Raw genomic sequence first — 18,326 nt, forward strand, 5'->3', positions numbered from 1 at the left:
GGGCCCGCCACTCGCGCCCGCCGAGCGGGGCGCGTACCGCGGGCGGCTCCTGCGCGCCTCGCACTACCGCGAGCGGCGCGCGCTCCCGTTGCGCGAGTGCGTCCTGTACGCGGGCGGCGACTCGCCGCGCGCCGTCCACGCGGAGCTGGTGCGCCGGGGCACGGAGACCGAACACCTGTGGGTCACCGGCACCTCGCCCGGCCGCACCGTCCACGTACCGCTCGGCGCCACGCCGATCCCGGCGCACGGGGCCGCCTGGCACGAGGCGCTGGCCCGCTCCCGCCGCATCGTCACGGACGGGCACCTGCCGGAGTGGTTCGAGCGGCGGCCGGGGCAGACCGTCGTCCAGACCTGGCACGGCACCCCGCTCGGCCGCTTCGGCACCGGCCTCAGCGACACCCTGTACGCCGACCACCAGCACCTCGCCACCCTGGCGCACCGGGCGGCGCAGTGGTCGGTGCTGGTCTCCCCCAGCCGGTTCGCCACGCCACTCCTGCGCCGGTCGCTCGGGTACGCGGGCGAGGTGCTGGAGGCCGGATCGCCCGCCAACGACGTGCTGTTCCCGCCGACGAGCGAGAAGGCGGCCGAGGAGGTGCGGCGCTCCCTCGGCATCCCGCCGGACCGGCGGGTCGTGCTGTACGCGCCGACCTACCGCGACCACCTGGCCCATCCGTCGGACGCCCGCGCCGACGCCGACCGCGCGGCCCCCGGCCCGTACCGCTGGGACCCGGCGCTCGATCCGCACGCGCTGGTCCGCGCGCTGGGCGCGGGCCACACCGTGCTCATCCGCCGGCACCCCCGCGTCACCGGCGCGGTCCCGGCCGGGCCCGGGGTGCTGGACGTCTCCGGGCACCCGGCGGCCTCCGAACTGCTGCTGATCGCGGACGTCCTGGTGACCGACTACGCGGGGCTGATGTTCGACTTCGCGCTGACGGGCCGCCCGATGCTCTTCCACACGTACGACCTGGAGCACTACCGCGACACCGTGCGCGGCTTCTGCCTGGACTTCGAGACCCGGGCCCCGGGACCGCTGCTGGTCACGACGGAGGAGGTGGCGCAGGCGCTGCGCGAGGCGGGGGCCCAGGCCGCCCGGCACGCGGACGCCTACGAGAGCTTCCGGCGCGACTACTGCGACCTGGACGACGGCCGCGCGGCGGCCCGGGTCGCCGACCGCCTGCTCGCGGAGGAGCCGGAGGCGCGGGGCCGGTGAGCAGGCGGGCCGTCCCGTGAGCAGGCGGGCCGTCGCATGAGCAGGCGGGCCGTCCCGTGAGGGCCCGCAACCGGTGAGGGCGCGGGCCGTCCGTCCCGGCCACCCCGTCCGGCCCGGTCGGCGCACGCCGGGGATCCGCCGTCCGGGTGGCGGCCGGGAGGGCGGGCCCCCGGCACGGAACCCATGAACCGTGCCCCTCTCCTCCGCCACCTCCACGCCGTCCGAGACTCCTCCCACCCGACCCGCCGCGACCGGTGCCGACGAGACCGCCGCGCCTCCCCTGTGGATTCCCTCGCCCTACCTCCTGCTGGGCGGTCTGCTGTGGGCGGTGCTGTCGGCGGCTGCCTGGCAGGCCCCGCTGTGCTGCAGTTCCGGCCTCCAGGCCGCGGTGATCGAACGGCTGCGGGCCGATCTGCTGCATCCGACCTTCCCGATGACCGACCTGCCCGCCATGGCGAGCGCGCACTACTCCCCGTACGCCCTGGTGCAGGGGCTGGCCGCGCGCGCCACCGGCGTCTCGGGCCGGACCGTCGTCGCCGTGGCCGCCTCGGTGAACCTGCTGCTCCTGCTGACCGGGATCGGCCGGCTCACCCGGCTGCTGACCCCGAACCGGTGGGTGCCGGTGGGCATCCTGGCCGTGCCGGCCCTCATCCACTGGGCCGATCCGGCCCGCTGGAGCGCACCGGGCACCTTCGCGGTCGCCGTCACCCTCCATCTGTGGGCCTGGACCGGTCGCGCGGCCGGCCGCGCCCCGGCCTCCGCGTCCGGCGGGCCGCCCCGCCGGACGCCCCGGTGGACGGAGGTGGCCGGCATCGGGGCCCTGCTCGGTCTGGTCCTGCTGGTCCATCCACCGACCGCGATCGGCGCGGTGCTGGGGGCGGTGGCGCTGATCGCCGTCCGGCAGCGGACCCGTATCCGGCCCACCCTGCGGCGCTGGGCGCTCACCGCCGCGTGCGGGCTGGCCGTGGCGGCGCTGTGGCCGTACTACAACGGGCTCACCGCGCCGTACTCGGCCGAGGCGTCCGGGCCCGTGAGCCGGCCGAAGGGCGGCGAGTCCCCGGCGGTCGGGGAGCCGTACACCTGGGCCACGCCCTACGTCCCGCCGGGCGAGGTGGTGCTGACGGACAGCCGTCCGGCCATGTACGCGCTGGCCGGACACGGGGTGTACGTACTCGCCGACGGGCTGCCGGACGTGGGGCTCGCGGCGGCCGAGCGGCGCGCGCGCAGCCGCGCGGTCGCCGACTACCTCGCCCCTTCCGCCAGACCGGAGCGGCGGGAGGAGATCCGCGCCCGGTACGGCGTGCGCTGGCTGCTGCTGACCCGCTTCCAGCGGCTGCCCGAGAACGCGACGGTGCTGGCGTTCAGCCCGCGCACCGGGGAGGTCCTGGCCCGCCTGCCGGAGCTGTGAGCGGAGCGGGCGGCCGGGGCCGGCAGACCGGGCGCGCGCGGCCCGCGCACACCGGGCACACCGGGCACACCGTCCGCTGGCCCGCCCGGCTCAGGCGTGGCGGAGCGCGGCGACCGCCGAGGCGGCCAGGTCGTCGAGGTAGCCCGGGGGCAGGTCGCCCCGGACGACGACCAGCCGCCAGTACAGCGGGCCGACGATCAGGTCCAGGGCCCGGTCGGGGTCGCTGCCCTCGGGCAGTTCGCCCCGGGCCACCGCCTCGCGCACGACGACGGCGGCGACGCCCTGCTGGTGGTCCAGGAGGGCGGCCTTGATCGCGTCGGCGATCTCCGGATTGCGGGCCGCCTCCACCAGCAGGTCCGGGATCACCTGCGAGGCGACCGGGTGGCGCAGGGCGTAGGCGCCGAGTTCGAGCACGGCCCGGACGTCCCCGTACAGGGAGCCGGTGGACGGGGCGGGCACGCCCTGCACGGCCACGGCCTCGACGAGGTCGAGAACGAGCGCCAGCTTGGACTTCCAGCGGCGGTAGACGGCGGTCTTGCCGACCCCGGCGCGCCGGGCGATGCCCTCGATGGACATCCGGGCGAAGCCCACCGCGGCCAGTTCCTCGAAGACAGCCGCGCGGATCGCGTCGGTGACGTCCTCGCGCAGGACGGCCGCGCCCGCGGGGGCGCGGCGGCGGGTTCCCCGTTCGGTGGTCATGGCCCGAATGATAGTCCGCGACGACGGAACGGTTGCGTTGCGACGCTCCCACGTCCTACCCTGATCGTTACGACGATACGGTCCCGTCCCATCGGGCCGAGGCCGTCCCGCCCCCTCCTCCCTCCCGCCTGCGTCGAAAGCGATCGTGGTGAGCCAGACAGCAGCCCCGCCGCCGCCCCCGGTGGACACCGCGCCTCCCGCGAGTCCGCCCTCCGCCCCCGATCACACCGCCCCCGCCTACGCACCGGGCGAGCTGGCCGCGCTCGCCGCCCGGCACGGCCTGACGGTCAGCGGGGCCCGGCCCCCGCTCGGCGCGTACCTGCGGCAGCTCTGGGGGCGGCGGCACTTCATCACCGCGTTCGCCACCGCCAAGCTGACCGCGCAGTACAGCCAGGCGAAGCTCGGCCAGGTCTGGCAGATCATGACGCCGCTGCTCAACGCGACCGTCTACTACTTCATCTTCGGCGTGCTGATGAACACCAAGCACGGGGTGGAGGACTTCGTCCCGTTCCTGGTCACCGGCGTGTTCATCTGGACCTTCACCAGCAGTTCGATCACCGCGGGCACCCGGGCCATCAGCGGCAACATCGGGCTGGTGCGCGCCCTGCACTTCCCGCGCGCCTCGCTGCCGGTGGCGCTGGCCCTCCAGCAGTTGCAGCAGCTGCTGTTCTCGCTGGGGGCGCTCTTCCTCATCCTGCTGGCGTTCGGACAGTACCCGCGCCCCTCCTGGCTCCTGGCGCTCCCGGCGCTGGCGCTCCAGGCCGTGTTCAACACCGGGGTGTCGATGGCCGTGGCCCGGCTCACCGCGCGCACGCCGGACATCGCCCAGCTGACGCCGTTCGTCCTGCGGACCTGGATGTACTCCTCCGGCGTGATGTGGAGCCTGGAGAACCTGCTCACGAGCGACCGGGTGCCGCGCGCGGTGATGGTGGCGCTGGAGTACAACCCGGCGGCCGTCTACATCGACCTGGTGCGCTACGCCCTCATCGACAGCTTCACCGGGTCCCACCTGCCGCCGCACGTGTGGGCGGTCGCGGCCGGCTGGGCGCTGCTGTGCGGGGTGGTCGGATTCGTGTACTTCTGGAAGGCGGAGGAGACGTACGGACGTGGCTGAGACCCAAAAACACCCCGCCTCCGGCCCGCGCCCGGCTCCCGTCACGACCGGCGAGCGGGTGCCCACCGTCGTCGTGGACGACGTCCACATCACGTACACGGTGCACGGCGCCCGTACCGGCCGGGGCAGCGCCACCTCGGCGCTCAGCCAGCTCGCCTCCCGCCGCGCGGCCCCCGGCGCGCGCAAGGTGCACGCCGTGAAGGGCGTCAGCTTCGCCGCGTACAAGGGCGAGGCGATCGGCCTGATCGGCTCCAACGGTTCCGGCAAGTCGACGCTGCTCAAGGCGATCGCGGGCCTGCTCCCGCCGACCCGGGGCCACGTCCACACCCAGGGGCAGCCCTCGCTGCTGGGCGTGAACGCCGCCCTGATGGGCGATCTGACCGGCGAGCGCAACGTGGTGCTGGGCGGGCTCGCGATGGGCATGACCCGCGAGCAGATCCGTGAACGCTACGACGAGATCGTGGAGTTCTCCGGCATCAACGAGAAGGGCGACTTCATCACACTGCCCATGCGCACCTACTCCTCGGGCATGGGCGCACGGCTCCGCTTCTCCATCGCGGCGGCCAAGAGCCACGACGTCCTGCTGATCGACGAGGCGCTGTCCACGGGCGACGCGAAGTTCCAGCGCCGCAGCAAGGACCGCATCAAGGAGTTGCGCGCCGAGGCGGGCACGGTCTTCCTGGTCAGCCACAGCAACAAGTCGATCACCGAGACCTGCGACCGGGTGCTGTGGCTGGAGGCGGGCACACTGCGGATGGACGGGCCGGCCGAGGAGGTCGTGGCGGCGTACGCCGCGCACACCGGCAAGAAGTGAGGGGCCGGCGTCCAGAACGGGCGCCGGCCCCTCGGGGCGCCCCTACGCGTGCGTGCGCAGCAGCGTGCGCATCGTCCGCATCGCCACCGACAGGTTCGCCAGGTCGAAGGCGTCCGAGCTCTGGATCTCCTCCAGCGTCGAGCGCGACCGCGTCAGGATCGCCGCGTTCTTCTCCTCCCACGCCCGGAACCGCTCGCCCGGCGTCGCCGACCCGTCGCCCACGGCCAGCACGTCGGCGGTGAGCGCGGCGTGCGCGGCGTACAGGTCCTCGCGGATGGAGGCGCGGGCCATGGACTGCCAGCGGTCGGCCCGCGGCAGCTCGATGATCCGGTCCATCAGCTGGGTGACCCGCAGCCGGTCGGCGAGGTCGTAGTACACCTCGGCGACGCCCAGCGGGTCCTGGTCCGTGCGGTCGGCGATGGCGACGATGTCCAGCGCCGGGAACGCCGAGGAGAACCCGGCCACCCGTACGGCCAGTTCGTCCGGCACCCCGGCCGTCGTCAGCTCGTCCAGGATCGAGTGGTACCAGTCCAGGTCGGCGCCCTTGAGCAGCTGGGGCAGCTCGTTCCAGACCTTCTCCACCCCGTCCCGGAACCCTTCGACGGTCTCCGCGATGGCGACGGGCTGCGGGCGGTTGCCCAGCAGCCAGCGCGAACCGCGCTCCACCAGCCGGCGCGAGTGCAGCCGGATCCGGGTCTGGACGTCGGCGGCGACCCGATTGTCCAGCGCCTCGACGGCGTCCCACACCTGGGACAGGCCGAAGATCTCGCGGGCCGTGAACTGGGCCCGCACGATCTCCTCGACCGACGCCCCGGTCTCCTCCCGCAGCCGGTGCAGGAAGGTCGAACCGGCGCTGTTGACCGTGTCGTTGACCAGGACCGTCGTGATGATCTCGCGGCGCAGCGCGTGCCCCTCCACCGCCTCGGGGAAGCGCTCGCGCAACTGGGTCGGGAAGTAGGCGTGCACCAGCTTCTGCAGGTGCGGGTCGTCCGGCAGCTCGGTGGAGATCAGCTCGTCGGCCGCGGTGATCTTGGTGTACGCGATCAGCACCGCCAGCTCGGGCTGGCTGAGGCCCTTGCCGCTGCTGAGCAGCTCCCGGATCTGCCGGTCCGCCGGCAGGAACTCCAGGGCCCGGTCGAGGTGCCCGTCGCGCTCCAGCCTGCGCATGAACCGCTGCTGGGCGTGGAGCAGGGACGGGGCCTGGGCGCAGGCGTTGGCCAGCGCGGTGTTCTGCGCGTAGTTGTTGCGCAGGACCAGCGCGCCCACCTCGTCGGTCATCTCCGCGAGCAGCTTGTTGCGCTGCTTGACGGTCATGTCACCGTCCCGGACGAGCCCGTTGAGCAGGATCTTGATGTTCACCTCGTGGTCGGAGGTGTCCACACCGGCGCTGTTGTCGATCGCGTCGGTGTTGATCCGGCCGCCGCTGCGGGCGAACTCGATCCGGCCGAGCTGGGTCGCGCCGAGGTTGCCGCCCTCGCCGACGACCTTGGCCCGCAGGTCCTCGCCGTTGACGCGGATCGCGTCGTTGGCCTTGTCGCCGACGTCGGCGTTCGACTCGGCGACGGCCTTGATGTACGTCCCGATGCCGCCGTTCCACAGGAGGTCGACGGGGGCCTGGAGGATCGCCCGCATCAGGTCGGCGGGCGTCATCTTGGTGACGGATCCGTCGATGCCCAGGGCCTCGCGGACCTGTGCGTTGAGCGGGATGGACTTGGCGCTGCGCGGGTGGATGCCACCGCCCGCGGAGAGCAGCTTCTTGTCGTAGTCCGCCCAGGAGCTGCGGGGCAGGTCGAACAGGCGCCGCCGCTCCGCGTAGGACGTCGCGGCGTCCGGCCGCGGGTCGAGGAAGATGTGCCGGTGGTCGAAGGCGGCCACCAGCCGGATGTGCTCGGAGAGCAGCATTCCGTTGCCGAAGACGTCACCGGACATGTCCCCGACGCCCACGACCGTGAAGTCCTCGGTCTGGCTGTCGTGGCCCAGCTCGCGGAAGTGCCGCTTGACGGACTCCCACGCGCCGCGGGCCGTGATCCCCATGCCCTTGTGGTCGTAGCCCGCCGACCCGCCGGAGGCGAACGCGTCGCCGAGCCAGAAGCCGTACGCGACGGCGACCTCGTTGGCGATGTCGGAGAAGCTGGCGGTGCCCTTGTCGGCGGCGACGACGAGGTAGGTGTCGTCCTCGTCGTGGCGGACCACGTCGGCGGGCGGCACGACCTCGCCGGCCACCATGTTGTCGGTGATGTCCAGCAGCGCCGAGATGAACGTGCGGTAGGCGGCGATGCCCTCGGCCATCCAGGCGTCCCGGTCGACGCCCGGGTCCGGGAGCTGCTTGGCGACGAAGCCGCCCTTCGCGCCGACCGGCACGATGACCGTGTTCTTCACCATCTGCGCCTTGACCAGGCCGAGGATCTCCGTACGGAAGTCCTCGCGCCGGTCCGACCAGCGCAGGCCGCCGCGGGCGACCTTGCCGAAGCGCAGGTGGACGCCCTCCACGCGCGGGGAGTACACCCAGATCTCGAACGCCGGGCGGGGCGCGGGCAGGTCGGGGATGGCCTGCGGGTCGAACTTCATCGAGACGTACGAGTGCGGGGCCCCGTCCTCCTTCGTCTGGAAGAAGTTGGTCCGCAGCGTGGCCTTGATGACGGTGAGGAAGGAGCGCAGGATGCGGTCCTCGTCGAGCGAGGCGACCTGGTCGAGGGCCCCGTCGAGCTCTTCGAGGAGGCCGTCGGTCAGCTCGGTGCCGGCCCGCTGGCGGCCGGGCGACATCCGGGCCTCGAAGAGCGAGACCAGCAGCCGGGTGGTGTGGACGTTGTTCTGGAGCGTGGACTCCATGTAGTCCTGGCTGAAGGTGGACCCGGCCTGCCGCAGGTACTTCGCGTAGGCCCGCAGCACCATCGCCTGGCGCCAGGTCAGCCCGGCGCCGAGGATCAGCGCGTTGAAGCCGTCGTTCTCCGCCTCGCCCTTCCAGACGGCGGCGAAGGCGTCCTGGAAGCGGGCGCGCGCGTCGTCGGCGAGGTGGCCGGCGGCCCCGCCGCCACCGGTGGCCTGCGGAATCCGCAGCCCGAAGTCGTAGATCCAGGCGTGGGTGCGGTCGGCGCAGCGCAGCTCGTAGGGCCGCTCGTCGACGACCTCCACGCCGAGCATCTGGAGCGCGGGCAGGACGGCGGAGAGCGAGACCTGCTCGCCGGTCCGGTAGATCTTGAAGCGGCGCTCGCCGGGGCCCGCGCCGACCGGCTCGTACAGGCTGAGGGCGAAGTCCCGCTCGCCCTCCTTGAGGGTCTCCAGGTGGACCAGGTCCGACACGGCGGCGCGCGGCGAGTGGTCGGCCTTGTAGCCCTCGGGGAACGAGTGGCCGTACAGGCGCAGCAGTTCCGCGGCACGCTCCTCGCCCAGCTCGGCGGTGAGCGCCTCCTGGAAGCCGTCGGCCCAGGAGCGGGCGGCCTCGACGAGGCGGGCCTCGATGCGGTCGGTGTCGGCGTCGGTGAGGTGCGGCAGCTCGGTGCCGACCGGGACGCGGATGACGAAGTGCAGCCGGGAGAGGATCGACTCGGTGTTCCAGGCGGTGAAGTCGACGCTGTTGCCGCCCAGCTCCTCCTTGAGGATGTCGATCAGCCGCAGGCGCACGCCGGTGGTGTAGCGGTCGCGCGGGAGGTAGACGATCGCGGAGTAGTAGCGCCCGTACTCGTCCTGGCGCAGGTAGAGCCGCAGCCGGCGGCGCTCCTGGAGGTAGAGGACGGAGGTGACGATGGAGCGGAGCTGGTCGACGGGCGTCTGGAACAGCTCGTCGCGCGGGTAGGTCTCCAGGATCTGGAGCAGGTCGCGGCCGTCGTGGCTGTTGTACGAGAAGCCCGCGCCCTCCACCACTTCGGCGACCTTGCGGCGGATGACGGGGACCCGGCGCACGGACTCGGTGTACGCGGCGGAGGAGAAGAGGCCGAGGAAACGGCGCTCGCCGACGACGTTGCCCTTGGCGTCGAACTTCTTCACGCCGACGTAGTCGAGGTAGCTGGGCCGGTGCACGGTGGCCCGGCTGTTGGCCTTGGTCAGGACGAGGAGCTTGTGTTCGCGGGCCTTGGCGCGGGCGTCGGCGGGCAGCCGGTCGAAGGACGGGCTGACCGGGTGGTCCTCGTCCACGCTGTGATGCGGGTCCGAGCGCAGGATGCCGAGGCCGGTGCCGGCGACGGCGGCCAGCGCGTCGTCGTCCTTCAGCTCGTACTCGCGGTAGCCGAGGAAGGTGAAGTGGTCGGCGGCCAGCCAGCGCAGCAGCTCGCGGGCCTCCTCGACCTCCGTGTCGGCGAGGTCGTCGAGCGGTTCGCCCGGCAGGTCGTCGGCGATGCGCAGGGCGGCCTCGCGCATCTTGTCCCAGTCCTCGACGGTCTCGCGGACGTCGGACAGGACGCGCAGCAGGTCGGCGGTGATCTGCTGGAGGTCGGCGCGGTCGGTCTCGCGGTCCATCTCGACGTGGATCCACGACTCGACGAGCGCGTCGTGCGGCAGCTCGGCGGCGCGCTGCTCGGCGCTCTTGGCGCTCGGCCGGCCGGCCGTGCCGCGGCCGTCGGTCAGGACCTCGATGAGCTTGCCGGTGACGTCGCGGCGGACGACCACCTGCGGGTGGATCACGACGTGGATGCCGCGCCCCTGCCGGGACAGCTCGTTGGTGACGGAGTCCACGAGGAAGGGCATGTCGTCAGTGACGACCTCGACCACGGAGTGGCTGCAGGTCCAGCCGTTCTCCTCGACGGTCGGGGTGTGGACGCGGACGCTCGCGGTGCCCTGCGGTCGGTTCTCGGCCAGTCGGTAGTGCGAGGCGGCGGCGCCGAAGACGTCGACCGGGTCCCGTCCGCCGAGGTCCTCGGGGGCGGTGTGCAGGTAGTAGCGCTGGAGGTAGGCGAGCACCGCGTCCTGGCCGGGGCGGTCACCCTCGGCGGCCCCGGCGGCGGCGACCCGCACGCGGGGTGTGCCCCCCGGGCCGCCGACACCACCGCCCGGGCTGTTGTCGGCTACCTCGGCGGCCCGTGCGAGCAGCTCGGCCTTGGCTTCGTCCAGCTTGGTCTGCATGTCCTCTGGCTCCTGTCGCGCGCCGTTGCGTGACGTAGGTGAGAAAAACGACGTACCGCCACGACACGGGGTTTCCGGTCTGGGTCGACGCTATGCCGCTCGGAGAGATGCCCGGGACCATATTGGCCATTTTTGACAGTCGGTCCGGGGACGGGCGATCACGGATCGCCCGGGTGCGGTGGCACTCCGGGCGGCGGCCGGGGGCTTCACTGCCCCCGAGGCGTATCGCGCTGATCACGGCCCCAGGCTATCGTTCCGCCACCCCCCGCCGTCATGGTCCGCTTGTGTACAAAAGAAACCCCCGAACTTTGACACTCCGGACAGTGCGCCGCGCCCTCTTGGCGAACTCCGGGAAGCGGGGCAGTCTGGCGGCACGAGATCCAGTCCGCCCCCGGCCGGGCCGCCGGAACGCTCCGGCCCTGCCGTACGCGATCGTTGAGGAGCCCCGCCGTGGCCCAGAAGATCCTCCTCGTCACCGGCGACGCCGCCGAGTCCCTCGAAGTCCTCTACCCGTACCAGCGCCTGCGCGAGGAGGGGTACGAGGTCGACATCGCGGCCCCCGAGCGCAAGACCCTGCGCTTCGTGGTGCACGACTTCGAGCCCGGCTTCGACACCTACACCGAGAAGCCCGGCTACACCTTCCCCGCCGACCTGGCCTTCTCCGAGGTGGACCCCGGGGACTACATCGCCCTGGTCATCCCCGGCGGGCGGGCTCCGGAGTACCTCCGCAACAACGCCGAGCTGCGCAAGATCGTCGGTGCCTTCTTCTCCGCGGACCTCCCGGTCGCGCAGATCTGCCACGGCCCGCTGATCACCGCCGCCGCCGGAGCGCTCAGCGGACGCCGCGTGACCGCGTATCCGGCGCTGGAACCCGATATGCAGAGCGCGGGAGCGAGCTTCCAGGACACGGAGGCCGTCGTCGACGGCACGCTGGTCTCGTCCCGGGCCTGGCCGGACCACTCGGCCTGGATGCGCGCCTTCCTGAAGGTCCTGCGCACCACGGCCGGCACACCCTGAGCCGCCGTCCCGGCGCCGTCACGCCGAGAACGTCCGCGCCACCGTCACCGCCTCCGCCAGCGAGTCCACCACCGGCACCCCCGCCGCCTCCAGGGCGGCCCGGCTGTGCGAGCCGCCGGTGTAGAGCACGGCCCGCGCCCCCACGTGCGCCGCCGCCACCGCGTCGTCCACGGCGTCGCCGATCACCACCGCGTTCTCCGGGACCACCCCGGCGTCCGCCGCGGCCAGCTCCGCGAAGTGCCGCTCCATGTGGAGCGCCTTGCTCCCGCCCGAGGGACCCGTCCGCCCGTCGACGCGGACGAACCGCGACGCGATCCCGTATCCCCGCACCACCGGGACCAGCTGCTCGTGCCCGTACATGCTCAGCAGCGACTGGCTGCCGCCGGCCCGCTGCCACCCGGCGAGCAGCTCCTCCGCCCCCTCGGTGAGCCCGCAGTCCGGCCGCTTGCGCGCGTAGTGGAGGTGGAAGCTGTCGTCCATCCGCTGCCACTCGGCCTCGGTGGGCAGCCGGCCCAGCAGGCGCTCGTAGAAGCGGGGGATCGGCACGCAGTACATCTCGCGGTACTGCTCCAGGGTGATCGGGGCCAGGCCGGCCTCGGCGAACGCGGCGTTCGTCGCGTGGATCACGGCGTGGATGTCGTCGAGCAGCGTGCCGTTCCAGTCCCAGACCAGATGCGTGCGTGTCGTCCCGGATGTCATACGGAGAAAAATACCCGCCGGGTCCGACAACGCCCTCCTCAGCCGATCAGGTGCGGGATCTCCTGGACGCCGAACCAGAGCAGTTCGTGGTCCTCCGCGCCGTCCACGGTGAACCGGGCGTCGTCGTCGCCGAGGTCCGCCGCGCCCAGCGCCGCCGCCGCGTCCGACACGTCCTTCTCCGCGTCGTCGCCGTCCACGTGCACCGCCGCCGCCCTGGACAGCGGCAGCGGGCCGGCGACGCGCACCTCGCCGACGGACGACGCGCTCAGCCCGTGATCCGGGTCCGCGACGGCGGCCCCGTCCGGCACGTCGAGGGCGAGGACGACCCGGCGCCGGGCCTCCTCCGGGTTCGCGGCGATCGCGCGGAGCGAGGCGGCGGCGGCCCGGTTGAGCGCCGCGTACTCCAGCTCCTCGATGTCGTCGGAGACGTACCACTCGCGCAGTCCGGGCGTCACCGCGTAGGCGGTCAGCGGCCCCGGGCCGACCTCGCCCGCCCGGTGCGCCGCTGCGAGACCGGAGAGGGTCAGGGGGACGTACACGCGCATGGCAGGCCGCTTTCGTAGTCGGAATCGCCTTCAGGATACGTGGAGGCCGTCCCCTTTCGGGTTCCGGCGACCGGGGCCCCTGTCCACCTCCGACGCCCCGTCACCCCCGCCGCAGCCCTTGCCGCACAAGGCTCACGCCTCGGACAGGTGAACGCACGCGAGCCCGTGACCGGGGCCGGGAGCCGGTTGCGGCGGCGTCGGCGTGCCCGTAGAAGGTCCCCAGCACAAGTTACCGCCCGGTATCCGCCGGGCCCGTTCACGGGGGCGATGGACATGAGCACGCACAGCACCGGGCCCACCGGCCGACGCGACCAGCGCGGGCCGCGGACCGTACCTCCGCAGCGGAGCCGCCGGCAGCAGCACCGGCCCCCGCGGCCCCACCAGTGGTTCGCCGAACGCCTGCTCGCGGTCCTCAGCGGCCAGCGCCCGGTCCACTGGATGCTCGGCCACACCATCGGCGACGCCTACGACCAGCTGGCCGAACTGGCGCCGAGCAGCCCGCTGGGAACCGCCCGGGGCAGCCGCCCCGTGCTCCGGCACTGCCGCGGCGCGCAGCCCGCCAGCGGCGTCGTCGAGGCCTTCGCCAGCATCACCGCCGGCGACCGGGTCCGCGCCATGGCGTTCCGCCTGGAACAGGGCGCCGACCAGCGCTGGCGCTGCGCCGCCGTGGAACTGGGCGGCGAACGCCTCACGGCCGCCGGCCCCGCCGCCCGGTGACCCTCCCGCGCCGCCCCGCGCCCGGACGACTCCGGAAGCGGCCGGGGCCGGACACCCGTAAGTGTCCGGCCCCGGCCCGCGGTCACGCCCTACTTCTTGCGGCGACGGCCCCCGCCACCGCTCTTCTGCGCCTTGCGGCGCTCCGCACGCGTCATCCCGTCCGAGGAGTCCGACCGGTCGTCGTCGTTGGTGAAGTCGCCCTCGACGACACCGCCCTCGCCGTCGACCGTGGGAGCGGAGAAGTGCAGCCGGTCCGGACGCTGCGGGGCCTCCAGGCCCTTGGCCCGGATCTCCGGACGCGGGGCGGCCACCGCGGGCTCGCCCTCCTTGGTGAGCGAGGTGCGCTCGGCCGCGTCCCGCACCGGAACCTCCTCGACCTGCTGCTCGACCTGGACCTCCAGGTTGAACAGGTAGCCGACGGACTCCTCCTTGATGCCCTCCATCATGGCGTTGAACATGTCGAAGCCCTCGCGCTGGTACTCGACCAGCGGGTCCTTCTGCGCCATGGCCCGCAGGCCGATGCCCTCCTGGAGGTAGTCCATCTCGTACAGGTGCTCGCGCCACTTGCGGTCCAGCACGGAGAGCACCACGCGCCGCTCCAGCTCGCGCATGATGTCGGAGCCGAGGGTCTTCTCCCGCTCCTCGTACTGCTCGTGGATGTCCGCCTTGACCGACTCGGCGATGAAGTCGGCGGTCACGCCCGCCAGGTCCCCGGCCGCGTCCTCCAGCTCGGCGACGGTGACCTTCACCGGGTAGAGCTGCTTGAACGCGCCCCACAGCCGGTCCAGGTCCCACTCCTCGGCGAAGCCCTCGGCGGTCTCCTGCCGGATGTAGTCGTCGATCGTGTCGTCCATGAAGTGCCGGATCTGGTCCTGGAGGTCCTCGCCCTCCAGGACGCGGCGGCGCTCGCCGTAGATGACCTCGCGCTGCCGGTTGAGCACCTCGTCGTACTTCAGGACGTTCTTGCGGGTCTCGAAGTTCTGCTGCTCGACCTGCGACTGCGCCGAGGCGATGGCGCGGGTGACCATCTTGTTCTCGATCGGGACGTCGTCGGGGACGTTCGCCATCGACATGACGCGCTCGACCATCTGGGCCTTGAACAGGCGCATCAGGTCGTCGCCCAGCGAGAGGTAGAAGCGGGACTCGCCCGGGTCGCCCTGGCGTCCGGAACGACCGCGCAGCTGGTTGTCGATACGGCGCGACTCGTGCCGCTCCGTGCCGAGCACGTACAGCCCGCCCAGCTCCTTGACCTCTTCGAACTCCGCCTTGACGGCCTGCTCGGCCTTCTCCAGCGCGGCGGGCAGCGCCGCCGCCCACTCCTCGACGTGCTCGACGGGATCGAGGCCGCGCTGGCGCAGCTCCGCCTCGGCGAGGTCGTCCGGGTTGCCGCCGAGCTTGATGTCGGTGCCTCGGCCGGCCATGTTCGTCGCGACGGTGACGGCGCCCTTGCGGCCCGCCTGGGCGACGATCGTCGCCTCCCGGTCGTGCTGCTTGGCGTTGAGGACCTCGTGCTGGACACCGCGCTTGGAGAGCTGCTGCGAGAGGTACTCGGACTTCTCGACCGAGGTGGTGCCGACCAGGATCGGCTGGCCCTTCTCGTGCTTCTCGGCGATGTCGTCGACGACCGCGGCGAACTTGGCGACCTCGGTGCGGTAGATCAGGTCGGACTGGTCGGCCCGGACCATCGGCCGGTTCGTCGGGATCGGCACCACGCCGAGCTTGTAGATCTGGTGGAACTCGGCGGCCTCGGTCATCGCCGTACCGGTCATGCCGGAGAGCTTGCCGTAGAGGCGGAAGAAGTTCTGCAGGGTGATCGTGGCGAGGGTCTGGTTCTCGTCCTTGATGTCCACCCCCTCCTTCGCCTCGATCGCCTGGTGCATGCCCTCGTTGTAGCGGCGGCCGGCGAGGATACGGCCGGTGTGCTCGTCGACGATCATGACTTCGCCGTCGATGACGACGTAGTCCTTGTCCTTCTTGAACAGTTCCTTCGCCTTGATGGCGTTGTTCAGGTAACCGACGAGCGGGGTGTTCACCGACTCGTAGAGGTTGTCGATGCCCAGCCAGTCCTCGACCTTGGCCACGCCGGACTCGTGGATGGCCACGGTCCGCTTCTTCTCGTCGACCTCGTAGTCGCCGGTCTCCTCGATGCCCTTGAGCGGGTTGCCCGCCTCGCCCTTGGTGAGGCGCGTGACCAGCTTGGCGAAGTCGCCGTACCACTTGGTGGCCTGGTCGGCCGGGCCGGAGATGATCAGCGGCGTACGGGCCTCGTCGACCAGGATGGAGTCGACCTCGTCGACCACGGCGAAGTTGTGGCCGCGCTGGACCAGCTCGTCCTTGGACCACGCCATGTTGTCGCGCAGGTAGTCGAAGCCGAACTCGTTGTTCGTGCCGTACGTGATGTCGCAGGCGTACTGCTCACGGCGCTGGGCCGGAGTCATGTTGGCGATGATGCAGCCGACGCTCAGACCGAGGAACTTGTGGACCCGGCCCATCATCTCGGAGTCGCGCTCGGCCAGGTAGTCGTTGACCGTGATCAGGTGCACGCCCTTGCCGGAGAGGGCGTTGAGATAGGCGGGCAGGGTGCCGACGAGGGTCTTGCCCTCACCGGTCTTCATCTCGGCCACGTAACCGAGGTGCAGGGCGGCTCCGCCCATCATCTGCACGTCGTAGTGGCGCTGTCCGAGGACGCGCTTGGCGGCCTCCCGGACCGTGGCGAACGCCTCGGGGAGCAGGTCGTCCAGGCTCTCGCCGTCCGCGTACCGTTCCTTGTACTCGTCGGTGAGCGCCCGCAGCTCGGCGTCGGAGAGGGTGACGAAGTCCTCTTCGATGGAGCTGACCTGGTCCGCGATGCGGTGCAGTTTGCGCAGGATCTTGCCTTCGCCTGCACGCATGAGCTTGTTGAAGACGGACACTGAGGCTGGTCTCCTTGCCGGTCGGGCCTGGCACTGGGTCGTGTTATGGACTCTGGCGCGGGCACGGCAGGTAGGCCCCACCGCAACGGCCATCGTAAGCGAGGACACCACCGCGCCGGGAGGGCTGCTGCCGCGTGGACCCCGCCGCACCCTCACAGGACAACGGACCAGAGGCTCGGAAGGTGCCGGGAAGGCCCGAAAGTGGTCGCGTCGCGCGGGCCCGGTCACCAGAATCACTCCATGGAGCCGATCAGTCTCACCACGGAACGCCTGCTCCTGCGGCCCTTCGGCCCGCAGGACACCTACCGGGTGCACGCCGCCTGCCAGGACCCCGACATCCAGCGCTGGACGGTGGTCCCCTCCCCGTACCGGCTCACCGACGCGGAACTCTTCACCGCCCAGCTCTCCCCGGACGGCTGGCGCGACGACTCCGCGTACAACTTCGCCATGGTCCTGCGGGAGACCGGGACCCTGGTGGGCGCCGTCGGCCTGGACCGCCGCAGCAACCCGGCGACGTACGAGATCGGCTACTGGGGCGCACGCGAGCACCGCGGCCTCGGCTACGTCACCGAGGCCGTGCTCGCCTGCGCCCGCTGGGCCTTCACCTCGCTCGGGGCGGACCGGCTGGAGTGGCGGGCCGAGACCGGCAACCGCGCCTCCCGCGCGGTCGCCCTGCGCGCGGGCTTCACCCTGGAGGGCGACCAGCGGTCCGGGCTGCTCAACAAGGGCGTACGGCGCGACGCCTGGACGGCGGCGCTGCTCCCGTCCGACCTGGGCCTGCCCGGCGCGCACCCCTACCTCCCCGAACCGCACGGCGGGGCCGGGCGGCCCGGTCCCGCCGCGGATCCGGCCCGGTGAGGCGGTCCCGGGATTCGGCCCGGTGAGCGGTCCCGGGATTCGGCCCTTCCCTGTCAGCGGGGGCGTCTAGGGTTTGACGCATGACGCCTGTGCCGCCTCCCGCCGTCGAACTCTCCGCCGACCAGGCGCGCCGCATCGCGCTGCGCGCCCAGGGCTTCCTGGGGGCTCCGGACCGCCGGGCGGGGGTGCCCGGGGTGCTGCGCCACCTCGGGGCCGTCCAGTTGGACACGATCTCGGTGCTGGCCCGTTCGCACGAGCTGATCCCGTACGCCCGGCTCGGCTCGGTCGGCCGGGACACGGTGGAGCGGGCGTACTGGTCGGGCGGCCGGGCCTTCGAGTACTGGTCGCACGCCGCGTGCATCCTGCCCGTGGAGGAGTGGCCGCACTTCGCGTTCCGCCGCCGGGGCTACCGCTCCCGGCCGCACTGGTCGCACGAGCTGCCCGACGGCGCCTACGCGAGAGTGATCGAGCAGTTGCGGGCCGAGGGCCCGCTGACGGCGACCGAGCTCGGCGGCGCGAAGAACGGCGGCGAGTGGTGGGACTGGTCGGCCTCCAAGGTCGCCGTCGAACGGGCCCTGATGTACGGCGAGGTGGTGTGCACCGAGCGGCGCGGCTGGAAGCGGGTCTACGACCTCGCCGAGCGGGCCATCGACGACAAGCTGCTCGGCGAGGACCTGAGCGACGCCGAGTGCCTGAGACGCCTGGTGGTGCTGGCCGCGCGGTCGCTGGGGGTCGGCACCCGGGCGGACATCGCGGACTACCACCGCCTCAAGGGCGAGGAGTTCGACGCCGTGGTGGCGGACTCGGGGCTCGTACCGGTGTCGGTGGAGGGCTGGTCCAAGCCCGCCTGGGCGGACCCGGAGGCGCTGGTCTCGGAGCCGCGCGGACGCCACCGTACGACGCTGCTGTCGCCGTTCGACTCCCTGATCTGGGAGCGGGCGCGCACCGAGCGCGTCTTCGGCTTCACGCACCGGCTGGAGGCGTACGTCCCCAAGCAGAAGCGGATACACGGCTACTTCGCGATGCCGCTGCTGGCCGGCGGACGGCTCCAGGGCCGCGTCGACCCGGCCCGCGAGGGCACCACGCTGATCGCCCGGCAGGCGTCCCTGGCCGGCCCCAAGGCGGTGGCGCCCATGGCGCGGGCCCTGGTGGAGGCCGCCGCGTGGGTGGGCTGCACGGACGTCCGGCTGGAGCGGGTCGAGGCGCCGGAGCTGCGCGAGCCGCTCAGGGCGGAGATCGGCCGGGCCCTGCGGGAGAGCTACCGCTGAGGCCGGGCCC

Annotated in this window: 13 protein-coding genes; 8 read left to right on the top strand and 5 right to left on the bottom strand. The window is 72.5% G+C overall.

The window, feature by feature from the left end; genetic code table 11:
* Positions 1–1,210: CDP-glycerol glycerophosphotransferase family protein (locus tag EES43_RS10460; RefSeq protein WP_206430027.1), on the top strand; the 1,210-nt coding region annotated here is incomplete at its 5' end.
* A gap of 190 nt (positions 1,211–1,400) precedes the next feature.
* Positions 1,401–2,618, top strand: coding sequence for a hypothetical protein (locus EES43_RS10465; protein ID WP_124268483.1), 1,218 nt, complete (start codon positions 1,401–1,403; stop codon positions 2,616–2,618).
* Positions 2,619–2,708: 90 nt separating this feature from the next.
* On the opposite strand, the gene EES43_RS10470 is transcribed toward EES43_RS10465, so the two are convergent.
* Positions 2,709–3,317, bottom strand: coding sequence for a TetR/AcrR family transcriptional regulator (locus tag EES43_RS10470; RefSeq protein WP_206430028.1), 609 nt, complete (start codon positions 3,315–3,317; stop codon positions 2,709–2,711).
* 181 nt (positions 3,318–3,498) lie between these two features.
* Here EES43_RS10470 and EES43_RS10475 point away from each other — a divergent pair, with 181 nt between their 5' ends.
* Entirely contained in the window at positions 3,499–4,431 is a 933-nt protein-coding gene (locus EES43_RS10475) for an ABC transporter permease (protein ID WP_206430178.1), read from the top strand.
* Positions 4,432–4,489: 58 nt separating this feature from the next.
* Complete coding sequence (locus EES43_RS10480; RefSeq protein ID WP_124271890.1) at positions 4,490–5,245, top strand: ABC transporter ATP-binding protein; 756 nt, start codon at positions 4,490–4,492, stop codon at positions 5,243–5,245.
* Between the two features lie 42 nt (positions 5,246–5,287).
* Here the strand turns inward: EES43_RS10480 and EES43_RS10485 are convergent, their stop codons facing one another.
* Positions 5,288–10,300 (bottom strand): NAD-glutamate dehydrogenase, encoded by a 5,013-nt coding sequence (locus EES43_RS10485; protein WP_124268485.1) that lies wholly within the window; start codon positions 10,298–10,300, stop codon positions 5,288–5,290.
* Between the two features lie 450 nt (positions 10,301–10,750).
* On the opposite strand from EES43_RS10485, the gene EES43_RS10490 reads away from it, so the two are divergent.
* Positions 10,751–11,317 (top strand): DJ-1/PfpI family protein, encoded by a 567-nt coding sequence (locus EES43_RS10490; protein ID WP_124268486.1) that lies wholly within the window; start codon positions 10,751–10,753, stop codon positions 11,315–11,317.
* Between the two features lie 18 nt (positions 11,318–11,335).
* Here the strand turns inward: EES43_RS10490 and EES43_RS10495 are convergent, their stop codons facing one another.
* The gene (locus tag EES43_RS10495) at positions 11,336–12,016 is read right to left on the bottom strand and encodes an HAD family hydrolase (protein ID WP_124268487.1); all 681 of its coding nucleotides are present in this window, start codon (positions 12,014–12,016) and stop codon (positions 11,336–11,338) included.
* Between the two features lie 38 nt (positions 12,017–12,054).
* Positions 12,055–12,561 (bottom strand): DUF6912 family protein, encoded by a 507-nt coding sequence (locus tag EES43_RS10500; protein WP_124268488.1) that lies wholly within the window; start codon positions 12,559–12,561, stop codon positions 12,055–12,057.
* 273 nt (positions 12,562–12,834) lie between these two features.
* On the opposite strand from EES43_RS10500, the gene EES43_RS10505 reads away from it, so the two are divergent.
* Positions 12,835–13,278, top strand: coding sequence for an Rv3235 family protein (locus tag EES43_RS10505; protein WP_124268489.1), 444 nt, complete (start codon positions 12,835–12,837; stop codon positions 13,276–13,278).
* Between the two features lie 89 nt (positions 13,279–13,367).
* On the opposite strand, the gene secA is transcribed toward EES43_RS10505, so the two are convergent.
* Positions 13,368–16,190 (bottom strand): preprotein translocase subunit SecA, encoded by a 2,823-nt coding sequence (gene secA, locus EES43_RS10510; RefSeq protein WP_124268490.1) that lies wholly within the window; start codon positions 16,188–16,190, stop codon positions 13,368–13,370.
* A gap of 240 nt (positions 16,191–16,430) precedes the next feature.
* On the opposite strand from secA, the gene EES43_RS10515 reads away from it, so the two are divergent.
* The gene (locus EES43_RS10515; RefSeq protein ID WP_124268491.1) at positions 16,431–17,048 is read left to right on the top strand and encodes a GNAT family N-acetyltransferase; all 618 of its coding nucleotides are present in this window, start codon (positions 16,431–16,433) and stop codon (positions 17,046–17,048) included.
* Between the two features lie 80 nt (positions 17,049–17,128).
* Positions 17,129–18,316, top strand: a complete 1,188-nt coding sequence (locus EES43_RS10520; RefSeq protein ID WP_124268492.1) for a winged helix-turn-helix domain-containing protein — start codon at positions 17,129–17,131, stop codon at positions 18,314–18,316.
* Positions 18,317–18,326 lie beyond the last annotated feature (10 nt).

It is taken from the genome of Streptomyces sp. ADI96-02, assembly GCF_003846185.1.
GTDB lineage: Bacteria > Actinomycetota > Actinomycetes > Streptomycetales > Streptomycetaceae > Streptomyces.